The 16685-nt window shown below is 65.1% G+C and carries 9 protein-coding genes and 1 pseudogene; 4 read left to right on the top strand and 6 right to left on the bottom strand.

Features of this window, described 5'->3' with window-relative positions; genetic code table 11:
* Positions 1-20: 20 nt before the first annotated feature.
* Positions 21-1001 (bottom strand): annotated as a pseudogene (locus tag NS355_RS10705) (glycoside hydrolase family 43 protein); the annotation flags it as partial.
* 217 nt (positions 1002-1218) lie between these two features.
* On the opposite strand from NS355_RS10705, the gene NS355_RS10700 reads away from it, so the two are divergent.
* Positions 1219-2100, top strand: a complete 882-nt coding sequence (locus NS355_RS10700) for a polysaccharide deacetylase family protein (protein ID WP_058745703.1) — start codon at positions 1219-1221, stop codon at positions 2098-2100.
* On the opposite strand, the gene NS355_RS10695 is transcribed toward NS355_RS10700, so the two are convergent.
* Both NS355_RS10695 and NS355_RS10690 read right to left on the bottom strand, forming a co-directional pair.
* Positions 2097-3635 (bottom strand): GMC family oxidoreductase, encoded by a 1539-nt coding sequence (locus NS355_RS10695; RefSeq protein WP_058745702.1) that lies wholly within the window; start codon positions 3633-3635, stop codon positions 2097-2099. The genes NS355_RS10700 and NS355_RS10695 overlap by 4 nt on opposite strands.
* On the bottom strand, positions 3632-4984 hold the full coding sequence (locus NS355_RS10690) for an alpha/beta hydrolase (RefSeq protein WP_058745701.1): 1353 nt from the start codon (positions 4982-4984) through the stop codon (positions 3632-3634). Before NS355_RS10690 ends, NS355_RS10695 begins: the two co-directional genes overlap by 4 nt.
* Positions 4985-5177: 193 nt before the next feature.
* Here NS355_RS10690 and NS355_RS10685 point away from each other — a divergent pair, with 193 nt between their 5' ends.
* From NS355_RS10685 to NS355_RS10675, 3 genes are all read left to right on the top strand, one after another.
* Positions 5178-5747, top strand: a complete 570-nt coding sequence (locus tag NS355_RS10685) for a Dps family protein (protein WP_209445064.1) — start codon at positions 5178-5180, stop codon at positions 5745-5747.
* Positions 5748-5776: 29 nt separating this feature from the next.
* A complete protein-coding gene (locus NS355_RS10680; protein WP_058745700.1) occupies positions 5777-7315 on the top strand; it encodes an FAD-dependent oxidoreductase in 1539 nt (512 codons plus the stop codon).
* A gap of 81 nt (positions 7316-7396) precedes the next feature.
* Positions 7397-7984 carry a DUF2076 domain-containing protein gene (locus tag NS355_RS10675; RefSeq protein WP_058745699.1) on the top strand — a complete coding sequence of 196 codons (588 nt, stop codon included), beginning with the start codon at positions 7397-7399 and terminating at the stop codon, positions 7982-7984.
* On the opposite strand, the gene NS355_RS18325 is transcribed toward NS355_RS10675, so the two are convergent.
* The 3 genes from NS355_RS18325 to NS355_RS10660 all read right to left on the bottom strand — a co-directional run bounded on the left by NS355_RS18325 (position 7981) and on the right by NS355_RS10660 (position 16519).
* On the bottom strand, positions 7981-10554 hold the full coding sequence (locus tag NS355_RS18325) for a GAF domain-containing hybrid sensor histidine kinase/response regulator (RefSeq protein WP_084787837.1): 2574 nt from the start codon (positions 10552-10554) through the stop codon (positions 7981-7983). The genes NS355_RS10675 and NS355_RS18325 overlap by 4 nt on opposite strands.
* Positions 10555-10786: 232 nt before the next feature.
* Entirely contained in the window at positions 10787-13933 is a 3147-nt protein-coding gene (locus NS355_RS10665; RefSeq protein ID WP_058745698.1) for a TonB-dependent receptor, read from the bottom strand.
* A gap of 492 nt (positions 13934-14425) precedes the next feature.
* Positions 14426-16519 carry an alpha-glucuronidase family glycosyl hydrolase gene (locus NS355_RS10660; protein ID WP_058745697.1) on the bottom strand — a complete coding sequence of 698 codons (2094 nt, stop codon included), beginning with the start codon at positions 16517-16519 and terminating at the stop codon, positions 14426-14428.
* Positions 16520-16685: the final 166 nt, after the last annotated feature.

Raw genomic sequence — 16685 nt, 5'->3', positions numbered from 1 at the left:
ATACCCGCTCAAGCTCGACGGAGCGGTCCGTTGCCGACCGGCTCGCCGAAATCGGGCGAGCCGTCCGCGCGGTAACCGAAATACTGCATCCGCGTATCCCGATTGGGGTCGAACAGCGGGTCGCCCTTGATCTCCAGATAGTCGCGCGCGTGATAGACCAGCACGTCGCGCCCGCGCTCGTCGACCGTGAAGCTGTTATGCCCCGGTCCGTAGACCTTGTGCGCGGCCGAGGTCCTGAAGACCGGCACCGGCGACTTGGACCAGTTGGCCGCGTTCATCAGGTCGGCATCGGCGTTGCAGGTCAGCATCCCCATGCAATAGCGGGCATCGGTCGCGCTGGCCGAATAGGTCATGAACAGCTTGCCGTTGCGGGCAAGCAGGGCGGGCGCCTCGTTGACCTTGAAGCCCTGGATCTCCCAGTCCAGTGTCGGCACCGACAGTCGCACCGGCTTGGCGGCCAGGGTCAGCGCGGTCTTGAGCGGGGCGAGATAGAGGTTGGAATTGGTCGCGATGCCCGGCTCGCTCTGCGCCCAGGCCAGATAACGTTGGCCCTTGTGGACGAAGCTGGTCGAGTCCAGGGTGAAGCTGTCCCATTCGGTCTGCAACTGTCCCAGCACCGACCAGTTGCCGGTCATCGGGTCGGGGCCGTCGCATATGACCGAGAAGGTGCGGATGCGGAACACATCCTCGCCGCCGCCGCTCGGCCCCGCCGCGAAATACATGGTCCAGCGGCCGTCGATCAGATGCATCTCGGGGGCCCAGATGAAGCCCGACATCGGCCCGCTCGGCAGATGCCGCCACAACACCCTTTCGGTCGCAGTGGTCAGACCCGCCAGAGTCTTCGAGCGGCGCAGGACCAGCCGGTCATATTCGGGCACCGATCCGGTCATGTAATACCACCCATCGGTGTGGCGGAAGACCTGCGCATCGGCGCGCTGACGTACCACCGGATTGACGATGGTCGGCGTACCCGCCGCCTGGACGATCGAGGGTACGGCCATGGCGGTGGTCGCACCAGCCATGAAGGAACGTCGGGTCAGCATGGTCCATCCTCCGCCTGTCGGCCGCGTCGTCCCGAAAGGGATCGTCTCGGTCCTTGTTGTTCGAATCGCCACGGGGCACATCGAAGCCACAGCCCTAACCCAAAACTCCGACATTACAAATGCGTGGATTTGAAGATCTTGGGCATCCATTGGCGCGGGGCGACGTTGACGCGCCATGTCTTCTTCCGATCCGGGTCGCTACCCCTTTCGCCCCATCATCGACCGCCCCGCCTATGACTGGCCCGAGGGGCGCAGGGTCGCGATCTATCTGGGCGTCAATCATGAGGTCTTCGATTTCGGCGGCGGCCTCGGCGCCGAACTCGCGCCGTCGCAGAACCAGCCGGACGTAATGAACTATGCCTGGCGCGATTATGGCAATCGCGTCGGCGCATGGCGGCTGTTCGAACTGTTCGACCGGCTGGAACTGAAGACCACGGCGCTGCTGAACGCGGATGTGCTGGATCGCTGTCTCGGACTGGCCGAGGCGTGTCGCGACCGGGGCGACGAGATCGCCGCGCATGGCGGCAGCAATGCGAAGGCGCAGGGCAAGCTGGGTCAGCAGGAGGAACGCCGCCTGATCGCCGATGTGACCGACAAACTGGCCGCGCTCGGCACGCGACCCACGGGCTGGCTTGGGCCATGGATTTCGGAGAGCAAGTCGACGCCCGATCTGTTGAAAGCGGCTGGCTATCGCTACGTGCTGGACTGGGCGCATGACGACCAGCCGACCCGGTTGGCGACCGAGCATGGCGAACTGCTGTCCATCCCCTATTCGCAGGAAATCAACGACCTGCCCGCGGTTATCCAGCGCAAGCAGGAGGCGGATGTCTTTGCCGCGATGATCCGCGATGCCGTCGCGCAATTGCTGTCCGAGGCTGATCGCCGTCCCTCGGTCCTCGGGATCGCGCTGCACCCCTATATCATGGGGCAGGCCCACCGCGTCCCGCCGCTTGCCCGCGTGTTGACGGCCCTCCGCGAGGCCGACGATCCCCGGATATGGTGGACGACCGCCGGAGCGATCGCCGACCATGTCGAGGCGAACGGGCTCGCCGCCTAGCGTCCCGACGCCAAGAAGCGGTCCGCCGTGCGCAGCGACAGGGCCATGATCGTCAGCGCAGGGTTCGCCGCCAGCGCGCTGGGGAAGACCGAATTGTCGCAAATCCACAGATTGGCGATGTCGAAGCTGCGCCCGTCCGCGTCGACCACGGCTTCGTCGCCATTGTCGCCCATGCGGCAGGTGCCGATGGTATGCGCCGAGCGATCGACGGCAAAGATGTCCTGCGCGCCCGCCGCTTCCCAGATGGCGGTCATGACGCGGCGGGAATGCTGGTCGATGGCGCATTCATTGGCATGATAGCTGAAGTCGATCCGCGCCTTGCGATGGCCGAACGCGTCGGTTTCGTCCGACAGGGTCAGGCGGTTGTCGGGATGCGGCAGGCAATCGCCATTGATGCCGATCCCCGCCATGCGGTTGTAATTTCGCAGGATCGACTGAAGCCGCGTCCCCCACATGCCCGCCCCGCGCGCCAGTCCGGTGGCGAGGTTGACCGGCAGCACGCCGAGGCTTTGCATCAGATAGCCCCCGACGCAATCGGCATCGGCGGGGCGCATCATGTCTTCGCTGATCAGCGAGGAGGGATAGCCCCGGTTCATCCGCATCTCGTCATCGAAGCGTCCCCAGACCTGGGTCGCGACATGCGCCATGAAGTTGCGGCCGACCTGTCCGCTGGAATTGGCGAGACCCAGGTTCAGCAGCAGGCGCGGACTCTCGACCCCGCCTGCGCACAGGAAGACGGCGCGGCAGCGCTGACGATGCTCCTGACCGCCCTGATGATAGACGACCCCGTCGATCAGCCCTTGCTGGTCGAACTCGAAGGACAGCACGCGCGCTTCGGAACGGATCTCGGCTCCATGCGCGACGGCCATGGGCAGATAGCTGGTGTCCATGCTGGTCTTGGCTGCATTGCGGCAGCCTTGGTGACAGGTACCGCAATTGACGCAGGCCTGACGCTGTCCCCAATGCGGCTGTTCGCGGTCGCGCGAGACAAGCGCGGCCGGAGCGTCCGTCGCCGTGATGCCCAGCGCCTCGCACCCCCGCGCCATCACGTCGGCGGAGGCATTGCGGGGGACCGGCGGATAGGCATAGCGGCGGCTGTCGTCCCAGGGGTAACGGGCGGGGCCGGAAACCCCGGTGAACCCCTCCACCTCTTCGACATAGGCGATCAGTTCGGCATGGGGGACGGGCCAGTCCGCGCCTTGCCCCGTCATGGTCTTCAGTTGCAGATCGCGCGGATCGGGGCGCGGGCAAAAGGCACCCCAGTGAAGTGTCGAACCGCCGACGCCCATGCCCGAATTGTTGGAGCCGAAGGCGGTCGGGTCGTTGCCGCCGCTCAGTCGCTCTTCCATCCAATAGATATCGGCGGCGAGTTCGTCCGCGACATGCTCGCTCGGGGTGAAGGACCGGCCCGCCTCCAGCGCGACAACCGACAGCCCGGCCTCGGCCAGCCGTGCCGTCAGCGGCGCACCACCCGCACCGGTGCCGATGACGACGGCATCGACCGTCTCGGTCTTGGCATAGGGGGCGCGGCTCATGCGATCTTCTCCTCTACCGACTGCCAGGCCTCGACGTCGTTTGCCCCGGTTCGGCGATAGCCCTGTTTGCGCGGACCATCGCCGCCGACCGCAAAGCCGTCATAACCGATCGCCGCCATCGTGGAGGGAAGGGCGGCCCATTGGCGCACGACCTCCGCGCGGACGTCCTGGAACCATAGGGCCATCTGGCGGGGCGAGAACGGTCCCGTGCTTGCGACCCCATCATCGCCATTGGCGATCCGGTCCAGCCATTCGGCCTGGGTGCCGTGGTCCAGCGCGGCGAAACCGCCGGTGAGCGTGTCGAGCGTCTGCAAACCTTGCCGCCAGGCCTCCGGATCGGGCGGCAGATCGGCGAAGCGCCAACCGTCCCCCGACCCCAGCGTGATCGTCGCCTCGACCCGCCGGGCAAGATCATGTGCGGAGACATCCTCCGGCAGGATTTGGGCGATCAGGGCCCGGACCGTTGCCCGCTCGGTGTCCGACCATGGAAGCCCGGCGTCGGAGACTGGTCGCGTCCGTTCCAGCATGGCGGCGCGGGCACGGCGGCTGACCCGGTCGGAACTTAGGATGTCGACGAACCCGCTCGGCAGGACCGATGGGGCCAGCGATGCGGCATGGTCCAGAAGCAGCCGGGCCAGCGCTTCGGGCTTTTCATAGGGGATCATGTGGGCAGCACCGTCGACGACGCGAATATCGGCGTGACGGTAATGCGGAGCGTTCAGCCTGCGTTGTGCATCCTCGTTCAGATCGCCATCCTCCGAGCCCGCGACGATGAGGGCAGGAACAGAGATTTGGCCGACCTGACCACTCCAATCCTCCAGACTGCCCCGCTCCAGCCAGCCGAGCCAGGCTTCACGACTTGAGCGCCGTACGTCCGCCACCGCCCGGTCATGCAGTTCGGGCGGCAGAGCCGAGGCGGTGTTGGCCACCACGAACGTCTCGGCGTCGTCCTGTCCGATCGATCCACCGTCGACCCAGCCGATCATTTGCGTGCGCCGCTCCTCGTCCATCGGCTCGAGAGAGGGCGGTGAAGCGGCGACCAGCACGACGCCGACGACCCCGGCCAGCCCGATCTCGCCCGCCGCCGCGCGGGCCGCGACGATGGTGGCGATCTTGCCGCCCATGCTGTGGCCGACCAGGATACAGGCGGTCAGGCGATGGCGGCGGATCGTGTCGGCCAGGTCGTCGGCCATCGCGGCGACATCGGCATAGCCTTCCTCGACCCGCTCTCCAAAGCCCGGCAGGTCTAGTGCGATGCAGGGTGCGCCGTTGAGATGGCGGCACACCAGCTCCCATTCCCGGTGGCTGGAACCCAAAGCGTGGAGAAAGACGAAGGTGGGTTGACTCATGCGGCCGGGTTCCTCGAAAGCCCATGCTGGACGCCGCACGGCACGGTCCGTTCCGGACAAATGCCTCTCAATTAAAATTAATTTGGATCACAGGCGATAATTCTTGCGGGTCGCGCGATGCCGCAAAATTCATGGAACCGTGCGCGGCGGCAAGCGCTTGGCCTCGGTCCTTATCCATGATCGGAGTAAAGTCGTGGCCGATACCGACCAGGCGCAGCCGCAGTACAAGATCGAATATCGTGAAATCCAGCCCTTCGGCACGCTGAAGGATTTGCCGCTGGGGCTGTCCGACAATGCCCGCAAGCAAAGCGTGTCGATCCTGAACCAGGTTCTTGCAGACACAATGATGCTGCGCGATCTTTACAAGAAGCATCATTGGCAGATGTCGGGCGCGACCTTCTATCAGCTGCATCTGCTGCTCGACACCCATTACGAAAAGCAGGCCGAACTGGTCGACATGGTGGCCGAGCGTATCCAGGCGCTGGGCGGCATCAGCATCGCGGTACCGCATGACGTTGCCGAGATGACCCGTATCCCTCGTCCGCCACGAGGCCGTGAAGACGTGCCGACGATGCTTGCCCGCCTGCTGGACGCCCATCGCATCGTGCTGGAACAGGCGCATGAGGGCGCCAAGACCGCCGACGAGTCCGGCGATGACGGCACCAACGACCTGTTGGTCAGCGACATCATCCGCTCCAACGAGCCGCAGGTCTGGTTCATCGGTGAACATCTGGCGGCGACCGCGCTCCAGCGCGCCGACTGACCCCGAGAAAGCAGGAAAGGCAAGAGGCGATGGCGGATCGTGATCTGGCGAAGGGCATCGCCTCTGGCGAGGTACAGGAAGGGCATATCGTCGCCGGTGTGCTGGACGGGCAGGATGTCGTGCTCGTCCGGCACAAGGGGCGGGTCTGCGCGCTGTCTGGCCAGTGTACGCATCTGAAGGCGCCCTTGGCCGATGGGATCGTCGCCGACGGTACGCTGCGCTGCCCTTGGCATCATGCCCGGTTCGATATCGAGACCGGCGAGGCCGTGGGTGCACCCGCCTTCGCACCGTTGGAGCGGTTCGAAGTCGTCGAGAATGACGGCCAGTTGCGGATCACTGGCTCTGCCGAGCCTGGCCCAGCGCCCGAGGCGGCGGATACCGCAGGACTGGGCCGCATCGTCATTATCGGAGCAGGCGCAGCCGGTCATGCCTGTGCCGAGATGCTGGCGCGTCACGGCGCGGGCGAGGCGGTAACGGTCATCAATGAAGAGGGCGACGCGCCCTATGATCGCACCTTCTGTTCGAAACAGTATCTGGCGGGGAAGGCGGATCGAAAGGAAGCCGCCTTGCCGGCGCTGGACGGGGTGGCCGTCCGGTCCGGCATCGCAGCGTCGCGCATCAATCGCGAAGCAAAGATCATCGTCCTGAAAGATGGCGACGTCATACCCTATGACCGGCTGGTTCTCGCAACCGGCGCGGCGGCGGTTGCTCCCGACTTTTATGGTTCGGATCGTAAGGACGTTTTCGGCCTACGGATTTTGGCGGATGCCGACCGGCTGATCGCTGCGGCGGGGCAAGCGAAGCGCGCCCTCGTGGTCGGGTCGAGCTATATCGGCCTGGAGGTCGCGGCTTCGTTGATCGCACGGGGGCTGGCAGTGGCGGTCATATCCGATGATGCACTGCCGTTGGAGAAGACGGCCGGGCCCGAAGTCGGCGCGATGATCCGCAATCTGCACGAATTCAAGGGCGTCACCTTCCACCTGAACCGCCGCATCGCGCGCTGGGACGGCCATGTCGCCATGCTCGATGACGGGTCCGAAGTGATGGGAGACATGGTCGTTGCCGGGATCGGCGTACGGCCACGGGTGAACCTGGCGGAAGCAGCTGGACTCGATCTAGCGGACAAGGCCGATGGCGGCGGCGTGAAGGTCGATGCTCAGCTGCGGACGTCCGATCCTGCCATTCACGCGATCGGCGATATCGCCAATGCACCGGATCCTCGTCTCGGTCATCCCATCCGGGTCGAGCATTGGGTGGTGGCGCAGCGCATGGGGCAATGGCTTGCCCGATATTTCATGGGACAGGCGAGCGGAGACTATCGCGAGGTGCCGTTCTTCTGGTCGGGCCACTACGACCTCAGCCTGCGCTATGTCGGCCATGTCGCATCATCCGAAGATCGGACCATCGATGGCGATGTTCCGGCCAAGGACTTCGCAGTGTCGTTTGCCGAAGACGGCCGCGAACAGGCAATTCTGACGGCGGGGCGCGACGAACTGGCGCTGCAAAAGGAATTGGAATGGGAGAAGGACGGCGGCTCACAGGCTGGAGACAAGATGCCACTGGGGTGAATAATCGGTCATCATGAGTCGCCGAGCTTGATTTGGGGGCGAGCTCGACGATCTTGCGGGGCACAAGACAGGAGTGCCCCGATGAACGCCGAAGAACGCACGCTGCTGACCCGCTTTTTGGATGAATTGTCCGCCGCGCGCACGAGCGCGAAGGACCCCGAAGCAGATGCTATGATCGCCCGGACGCTGTCCTCCAATCCGGACGCGGCCTATCTGCTGGTCCAGCACGCCATCGTTGCCGACCAGTCGCTGCACGCGGCACAGCAGCGCATCGCCGAGCTGGAGCGCCAGCAACAGGCGCCCCCCGCACCGGCAAGCAGCGGCTTCCTGCCGCAGGGCGCTGGCGGCCCCTGGGGTACGCATCCGCAGGACAGCTATTCGCCACCTCCGCCCGAGGCCCGGCCCGGCGTCTTCTCCGGCGGTGGCGGGCTGGGCAGCTTCCTGCGCAGCGCGGGCACAACGGCGGCGGGTGTCGTCGGTGGTGAGATGCTGTTCTCAGGCCTGTCGGACATGTTCGGCCATCGCGGCGGCGGTGGCGGCATGTTTGGCGGTGGCGGTCAGGGTTTTATGGGGCAACCGGAGAATGTCACCATCAACAACTTCAACGATGACGATGGCGGCCGTTTCGACGACAGCGCTTCCGACTTCGACAATTCCGACGATTATTAGGCAATGATCGGCTGGGCGGCGTCCCCTTCTTCGGGGGCCGCCCGGCGTCCCGCAGACGACGCCCCGATGGCGGCCAGACTTGCCGCCAACTCCTCGCTCCGGAACGGCTTGGTCAGCCGCGCGATCTCGACGTCCAGCCCCTCCGCCTCGGCATAGCCCGATACGATAAGCGAACGAAGTCCGGCCAACTTGTCCTGCAACTCGCGCGCGAGCTGCGCGCCGCTCATACCCGGCATGAGGTGATCGGTGACGAGCAGGTCGGGGCGCAGCCCGGCCTGGACCAGTTCCAGCGCCTGTTCGCCGGACGATGCCTCGACCACGCCGTAACCCAGATCGGCCAGCATGTCGGCGGTGCTCATCCGTACCAGATCCTCGTCGTCCACCAGCAGGACCGTGCCGATGCCATCGGCCCTTGCCGAGGCGGGGACCACGGGCGCAGTCGTCGCCGTCTCGACACTGCTGAGCGGCAGCCAGAGCGTGATCGACGTTCCATGCCCCAGCGCACTCGAAATCGTCAGTCCACCGCCAAGCTGCGCGGCCAGGCCATGGACCATGGACAGGCCCAGGCCCGTCCCCTTGCCGACGCCCTTGGTCGAGAAAAAGGGCTCGATCGCGCGCACGCGAGTCTCCTCGTCCATGCCCATGCCGGTATCGCCGACACTCAGGCAGATATAATCACCTGCCGGCACGTCGGTCGTCTGCTGCCCGTCGACCTCGCAGCGATGGACCTTGACCGACAGCGTGCCGCCGCTCGGCATCGCATCGCGCGCGTTGACCGCCAGGTTGAGCAACGCCATTTCGAGCTGGTTGGCATCGGCATTGGCCGGAGGAAGGAGGTCGGCGATCTCCACCTTCAGCGTGATGGTCGGGCCGACCGTGGATTCGATCAGATCGGCCATGCTGTCGACCAGCTTACCCAGATCGACGGCGGTTGGCTGGAGCGGCTGGCGGCGGGCAAAGGCGAGCAGGCGTTGGACAAGCGTCTTGGCCCGTTCGGCCGATTGCAGCGCCCCGTCGATCAGCCGTTGTTCGCGCGCCGTGCCGGACCCTCTGCGCGTCAGCATGTCGAGCGAGCCGATGATCGGTGTCAGCAGGTTGTTGAAGTCGTGCGCGACGCCGCCCGTCAGGCTGCCCATGGCCTCGACCTTCTGGCTTTGTCGCAGGGCATCCTGCGCCGCCTCCAGTTCGGCCGCGGCCTCCAGCCGCTCGGAAATGTCGGTGGCCTGGTGAAAGGCCGCGATCACCCGGCCCGCGCTATCGCGAAGCGGCGTGTAGGTGATTTCCCAGTTCGGCTTGGCAAGCTCAGGGCTGCCAAAGGCTTCGACGACGGTGAAATGCTCGCCGGTCAGCGCCCGGGTCATCAGCGCCCGAATGGTATCCCGCTGGTCCGGCACGAACTGATCGGGAAACACGTCGCCGATCTTGGTGTCGAAACCGAAGACCCGGCGGAATTCCTGATTATGCGCCTTGTTGAAGGCGATCAGCCGATAGTCGGTGTCGAAGGCGCAGATGGGCGAAGCGATCGCCTCGACGATCTCATGATAGCGGCGGATTTCGACGGTGCGCTCGACGACCTGCTGCTCCAACGTGTCCTTCAACTCGCGCAGGGCCATCTCGGCGCGGGCTCGCTCGATCGCGACCTTGACCCGTTCGCCGACATTCTGGATCAGCGCTTCTTCCTCGGGGCTCCAGGTGCGCGGCGTGGCGCTCTGGACCGCGAGCAGGCCGACCCATTCGGTTTCCTCGAACAGCACGACATCGACGAATGCGCCGACCTCGCGCGCCTGAAGCCCCGAACGCGCGCCGTCGCTCAGGCGGTCGTCGGCGCCGACATTGGTGACCACCACCGGCGCGCCGCCACGATAAGCGGCCAGCAGGTCCGGCCCGAAACTGACCAGCGAATGGCGGCCGACGATCGAGGATACGCCGCGCGCATAATCGCGCTCGACGGTCATCCAACCCTTGCTCGTGATCTCGGCATAGAAGACGCGGCTGGCCGACAGTTCCTCGCCCAACCGTTCCGCCGCCAGCGCCATGATTGCGGTGGGCGTCTCCAGCGCCCGCATATGATCGGCCAGGGTCAGCAGGAACGCCGCGCGCCGCTCCGCCAGAACCCGCTGCGTCGTATCGGCCAGCAGGCACAGGACGCCGACCGGCTTGCCCTGCGCATCGACGATGGGCGACGTATCGAAATTGGCCCAGGCCTGCGTTTCCTGCCCATTCCGGTAGAGGGTCGCGGGCAGGTCCGGGAAGTGCAGCGTTTTGCCGCCGAGACCGGCGGTCATGATGACGTCGTTAAAGGCGGCAAATTGAGGCCAGCCGTCATGGACCGTTTTGCCCAGTAATCCCGGATGGCCGTCCCCGACAAAGCGGGCATAGGCGTCGTTGTACAGCATCACCCCGTCCTCGCCCCAGAACAGCAGGTACGGCACGGCCGAGCGCAGCACCAAGGCGAGCGTCATCGTCAACGAGATCGGCCAGCTTTCGACCGGGCCGAGCGCCGTGGCGGACCAGTCCAGTCGCGCGATCCGATCGGCACAATCGCCACTGCCGATGAGAGAGGGGGGCATTTCCACGCCGCTACTGATGGCAGCGACGCCCTCGCCATGCGGCACGCTGGAGGAAGGGGAGGGGGCGGTCACCGGTGCACGATACTCGATAAAGCCGAAAGCGCGAAACAATCATTGATCGACGCTAGAGTCAGACGGTGCTCCGCTGATGACAACAGCACCGCCCGCAAAAAAAAGGCCCCGGTTTTCACCGGGGCCTCTGTCCGATCGCGAGGGATGAACGATCGAAAGCTTAGAAGGTGCCGCGCAGACCGATCAGGAACTGGCGACCCGGCTTGTACTGGGTGAACGTCGCGTTCTCGAACTGGAAGTAGGAGCGCAGCGTCGCGTTGGTGAAGTTGGCGACGTTGACGGTCAGCTGCGGCGCCCCCGGAATACCGAAGATTTTGTCGAGGTCGAACGCCGACGAGAAGTCATAGGTGGTATAGTCGGTACCGAACAGCGCGGCGGCCGGGATGCCGTTCTGCGCCGCGCCGCTGTTCTGCGCGCCCTGACGCGAGGTCGTGGCGACCCGCAGCATCACGCCGTTCTTTTCGTAATAGCCGGTGATGTTGTAGGTGAAGGGCGCGACGCCGAAGGCGATGGCCGGGCCGTCGCTGCGCTGGTCGACGATCGTAGCGTTGGCGTTGAACCCGAAGCCCGTGATGCCAAGCGACCGGGTCAGGAAGTCTAGCGGCTGAACCCACTGGAATTCCAGGCCATTGATGGTCAGCTTGTTGGGTACGTTGACCTGCGAGGTAACCTGCACCTGCGCCTGGCTCGGGCCACCACGCGAGTTGATCGCGATCTGCTGCGTCGGGTTCAGCGTGTCATAGGTGATGCCGTACTGCGCCAGGTTGGAGAAGGGCACCGTGCTGATCGCGGTCGTCGTGAAACCTTCCAGCGACTTGCGGAATGCGTTGAAGCTGATCACGCCCTCACGGCCGGTATAATATTCGAAGCCCAGGTCGAGATTGGTCGACAGATAGGGCGCCAGCGCCGGATTGCCGATCGAGGCCTGGTCGGCTGACGGCGCGCCGAAGTTGATGCCCGGCAGCTGCGCCGACGGGTCCGGACGGGTCATGGTGCGCGAACCCGCGACGCGGACCACCGCATGGTCGCCGATGTCATAGGCGAAGGTCGCGGCGGGCAGCCATTCCGAATAGACGTTCCGCGTTTCGGCGATGTTGATGATGCTCGGGTAGCGGCTGCCATCGGGCAGCGTCGCGCCGCTGGCGGTCGTGTTGCGGGGATCGGGAAGCGAGACGCGGCCCGAGATGGTCTGGATCGTGTTGACGTAGCGCAGGCCGACGTTGAAGCGCAGCGTGTTGCCCCCCAGTTCCTGCGCGCCGTTGACGGTCGCGAAAGCCGACTTCACGACCTCGCGGATGAAGCCTGCGCTGGCGCCGGTGTTCGCGCCGCCATTCTCGGGCGCATTGTCGTGGAAGAACTGGTAATTGCTGGCCTTGGCGAAGGCGGGCCAGTTGACCGTCACGAAACCCGCCGGTCCGGGCGACAGATAGCTGGACGCCGCGCTGTTGGGGATCAGCGAACCGCCATAGCTGACGGGGCCGCTCATGCCCGAGCTGAAGCCGGTGCCATAGCCCGGATAGGTCGGATAGCCGGCAGGGGCCGCACCCGGCGCGTTCAGGCCTTCGCAGGGCGGCTGCGAGTTGGGCGAGGGGACGGCGACGTTCGGATTGTTGCCGCAGACCGCATTCTGCCAATATTGGCTGTTGTCGAAGCCCCGGATGCGGCGCGACGTATCGTCATAGGCGCCACCGACCTTCAGGTTTAGCGCGGTATCGCCCCAGGTCAGGTCGCCGCGAAGCCCCTTGTTGATGTTCAGGCGACGCTCGTCCTGCAGGTTGACGCGGCTGCCCGCATACCAGCCAAAATTCTTCGGATCGTTCAGGTCCAGCGCGCTGGTGATCGTCGGAATGCCGCCGGTGTTCGAGAAGGTGACGGTGTTGCCGACGCCCAGCGGCGTCGTCATGCCGACGGTCGGGCTTTCGCGGTGGAAGGTCGAGCGGGCATAATTGCCTTGGAAGTTCAGCTTCAACTTGTCGTTGATCTGCCACTCGGCACCGGGATTGACGCTCCAGAGGCGCGTCGTCTCAGTATAGGGGCGGAATTCGTTGAAGAACTGGGCGTTGGCGAAGGTGCCGCCGGTGACGGTGCAGCCCGCGCTGCAATCGGACTTGTCGAAGGTCAGGTTGGTCGGGATGATCGCGCCGTTGCGGACGATCCAGGCCATGTTCTCACGGATCAGCTCGTTCTTCTTGAAGCCGTACAGACCGTCGACATAGAAATGCAGCTCGTCGGTCGGGCGATATTCGGCGCTCAGGATCGCGTTGATGCGGTCGCGCGGGCCACGAATGCTGGTGACGCGGCCCAGGCGCGGCAGCAGGCCGTTGTCGATCTGCTGGATGGTCGCGCCCGGATTGTTGGCGAGCAGGAAGTTGCGATCGATCACCGTGCCGGGAACGAGGCCCGCACCGGCGCCGACCGGCACCGTCGCCGGGATCGTCCAGTTGCCGCCGCCGGTGCTGTTGCAGCCGCTGGTCGCGCCGCACTGCGCCGCCGTCAGCGCCGGGTTGGTATAGCCGATCGTCTCGAAACCGCGCGTATCGGTGAACAGCCGCTGCGCCGACACGCCCGCCAGCACGCCGAACGTTTCGTTGCGCCAGCTGCCGATCAGCGAGCCGCGTGCACCGATACGGTCTTCCGGCGTCTGCTTCGATCCCTGGATATTATAGGCGAGGAAGGGGCCGCTGCGGTCGAACGGACGGGCCGAACGCAGGTCGATATTGCCCGCCGCGCCACCTTCCAGCAGGTCGGCGGTGTAGCTCTTGTTCACGGTCAGCTTGGTGAACAGGTCGGTCGGGAAGAAGCTGAGGTCGACCGAGCGATCGGTGCCCTGCGCGTCGGTCGAACCCGACGAGGCGACCGCGATCGGCGCGCCGTTCAAGGTCACGTTGGTGAAGTTCGACCCCAAGCCGCGAATGGCGACGTTGGTGCCCTCGCCGGTCACGTCGCGGGTGATGGTGACGCCTGGAATGCGGTTGAAGGACTCCGCGATGTTGGTGTCCGGGAACTTGCCGATATCCTCGGCGAAGATCGAGTCGGTGAAGCCGGTCGACGCGCGCTTGGCGTTGGTCGACTTGGCTAGGCTCGAGCGATAACCGGTAACGACGATGTCCTCGGACGGGGTCCCCTGGGTCTGGTCGGTCTGCGGCGCGGGCGGCACGGAGGGGCCGTTATCCTGGCCGTCATTGAGTATCTGCCCTTGCGGGGCCGGAACCGCCTGCGCCCAGGCGGTCGATGCGCTCATCGCGCCGACGGCCGTGGCGCATAGCAGGGCGATGCGGCTGAGGCGGATGGTGGGCACGGATTTCATGTCAGGTCCTCTCTTGCGGTCCGCTGTCGTTCGTCGCGACATGCGGAATAATTTGGGATGTATCGGTGTAGGTGGCGGCGGCGGATCAGCCGGCCGACGGGGCGCGACAGTGGCCGGGGCGCTGCGCCACGCGGTCTGCCACTGAGTCGCCCGTGATGATGCCGTCAACCATGCTATCCCCTCCGACCGTCTGATGCGGCGTATGCTGATAGCGCTATCGTTCTGCGCTATTGGTCCACAAGTCAATGCAAATTGGTTAGGCCGCAGTGGGATCATGTCGAACTATGGCTGTTCTGCCACAGCTTTGCCGTCTCGTGTTGAGACATCTGCATTTCAACTTGCCAAGTTCGATAGCAGGCAAGTTAAACTGCAATCGATTTATAATCTGGCAAGTATAGGCCGCATCGGCCCGACCAAATCGGGACTCGCTGGTTTTGCCGATGCGGTGGAGCGGATGGTCGCAGCCAGGGCGGGCTGCGACCAACGATTGTCCTACGAGGTATGGCCGGGCGCGTAGGGGGAGCGCTGTGCCTTGTACCAGGCCAGATCATGGTCCGGCGCGCGTACCCCGGCGGGCAGGGGGCGGTGGTTGACCGACATCCAGTAGGCCAGGCTTGCATCGCGCCACCAGCGGGCTTCCCGCTCCTGGACGGCAAGATAGGTCGCGGTCTTCTGCCACCGTTCGGCATCGATCTTCGGGCGCAGGCCGTCCCACTGTTTTTGCATCTGTGCGACATAGGCGACGCCACGGTCGTAATGGGCCACCAGATCCTCCCAAAGGGTGCGACCGCTCGCCATCCGCCTGTCCCAGGGCACATGGTGAAACCAGAGCAGCAGGGCCTCCGGTGTCGTCTCCGGCTTGGCAAAGGCCTTGGCGACCGGCCCCGCATATTGGCTGACCGCATTGCTGCCCGTGGCGGTGCGATCGAAGCCGATCCCGTTCGCGTCGGCGCGGTGATAATAGGTCGGGTTCCATTCCGGCCGTGCCAGTTCGGACACCCATGGCCCCGGTCCATAATGATGACCCGTCGCCATCAGATGCGCGAGGCCCAGTGCACCGGTATAGTCGACCACCGCCTCCCGGCTTCCCATCATCATCGCGGTGACGGTATCGATGACCTGGCGGTCGGTGCCAAACGTCTGGGCGGCCCAGGCGCGTGCGATATCCTCTGCGGACAGATCGGGGTCCCAGGCCAGACGGCCAAAGGCGTACCAGTTCGCCTGGTTGAAGGTCGATCCGCTCCAGTCGCGGTCGCGCCCGATATTGGCGACGCCCGCCATGCCGGAGAGTTTGTGATGCTCGGCCTGGCCGTCGACGACATCGGCCACCGTCTCGCCCGGCTTCTGCCCGGTCTTTGCGTCCAGCACCTCGGTGAAGAGCGGGCCGAGATAGGCGAGGTGAGTCGCAAACCCCAGATATTCCTTGGTGATCTGGAATTCGATCATCAGCGGTGTGCGCGGCATCGCGCCGAACAGCGGGTGAAAGGGTTCGCGCGGCTGGAAGTCGATCGCGCCGTTTTTCACTTGTACCAGCACATTGTCGGCGAACTTGCCGTCGAGCGGCTTGAATTCGGTGTAGGCCTGTTTCGCGCGATCCTCGGGATCGGTTTCGGCGTAGACAAAGGCTCGCCACATCACGATGCCGCCATGGGGTTTCACCGCAGCGGCGAGCATGTTCGCGCCATCGGCATGGGATGCGCCATAGTCACGCGGGCCGGGCTGGTCCTCGCTATTGGCCTTGACTAAGAAGCCGCCGAAATCTGGGATGGTGCGATAGATTTCGTCGGCCTTCGCCTTCCACCATGCCGCCACCGCCGGATCACGCGGATCGGCGGTCTTCAATCCGCCCAACTCGATCGGTGCGGAGAAGCGGACCGACAGATAGACCTTGATGCCCCAGGGCCGGAACACGTCCGCCAGCGCCGCGGCCTTGGCGATATAGGGCGCGGTCAGGCTGTCGGCCTTGGCGTTGACGTTGTTCAGGACGCTGCCGTTGATGCCGATCGAGGCATTGGCGCGGGCATAGTCGGTGTAGCGGGGATTGCGGAAGTCTGGCAGCGTCCACCAGTCCCATAGTGACTGGCCCGCATAGCCGCGCTCAACCGTCTCATCGAGATTGTCCCAATGGTTGAGCACGCGCAGCTTGACCTTGGGCGCCGAGCGGAGCGCAACGCCATCCGCCGTACCGCCGGTGGCGAGATGGCGGATCAGCGCGAAGGCACCATAGAGCGCACCGAGATCGCTGTTTCCCGCGACCAGAATGACCCTCTGGTCACCCAGCATGACCGCGCGGACCAGATACCCTTCCTCACCCAGTCCCTCGAACGGCAGGCGCAATGGGCGAAGGGCGAGGTCCGATGCGGTCGCCACCAGCACGGGCGGCGTACCGGCGCGCAGCGCGCGGCGCAGTTCGGCGCCCGCCAGATCCAGCGTCGGCGACACCCCTGACACTCTGACATTCACCTGTCCGACCGATGGTGCGACGTTGCGCAGCCATAGCGCATAACCATCTTCCGCCGCTGCCGGAAATGGCAGTGCGACCAATGACAGGGACAGCGCGGTGGTCCATGCGCGAATCCGTTTCATCCATACTCTCCCGATGTGTCGGCGATTGACAAGCCGACGCTTGGCCCGCACGTTACCGCTATCAGACCAATTGGCAAGTCGGGTCGGACCGGCTGCCTGACAGGAGGGGCCTGAATGACCAGGTGGCAACCTATGACCCGCCCCATGACCGGCCATGCCGCTTCGT

This window comes from Sphingomonas yabuuchiae (assembly GCF_001477495.1).
Classification (GTDB): domain Bacteria; phylum Pseudomonadota; class Alphaproteobacteria; order Sphingomonadales; family Sphingomonadaceae; genus Sphingomonas; species Sphingomonas yabuuchiae_A.
The sequence above is the reverse complement of the archived record's forward strand: the minus strand, read 5'-3'. Positions and strand labels throughout refer to the sequence as shown.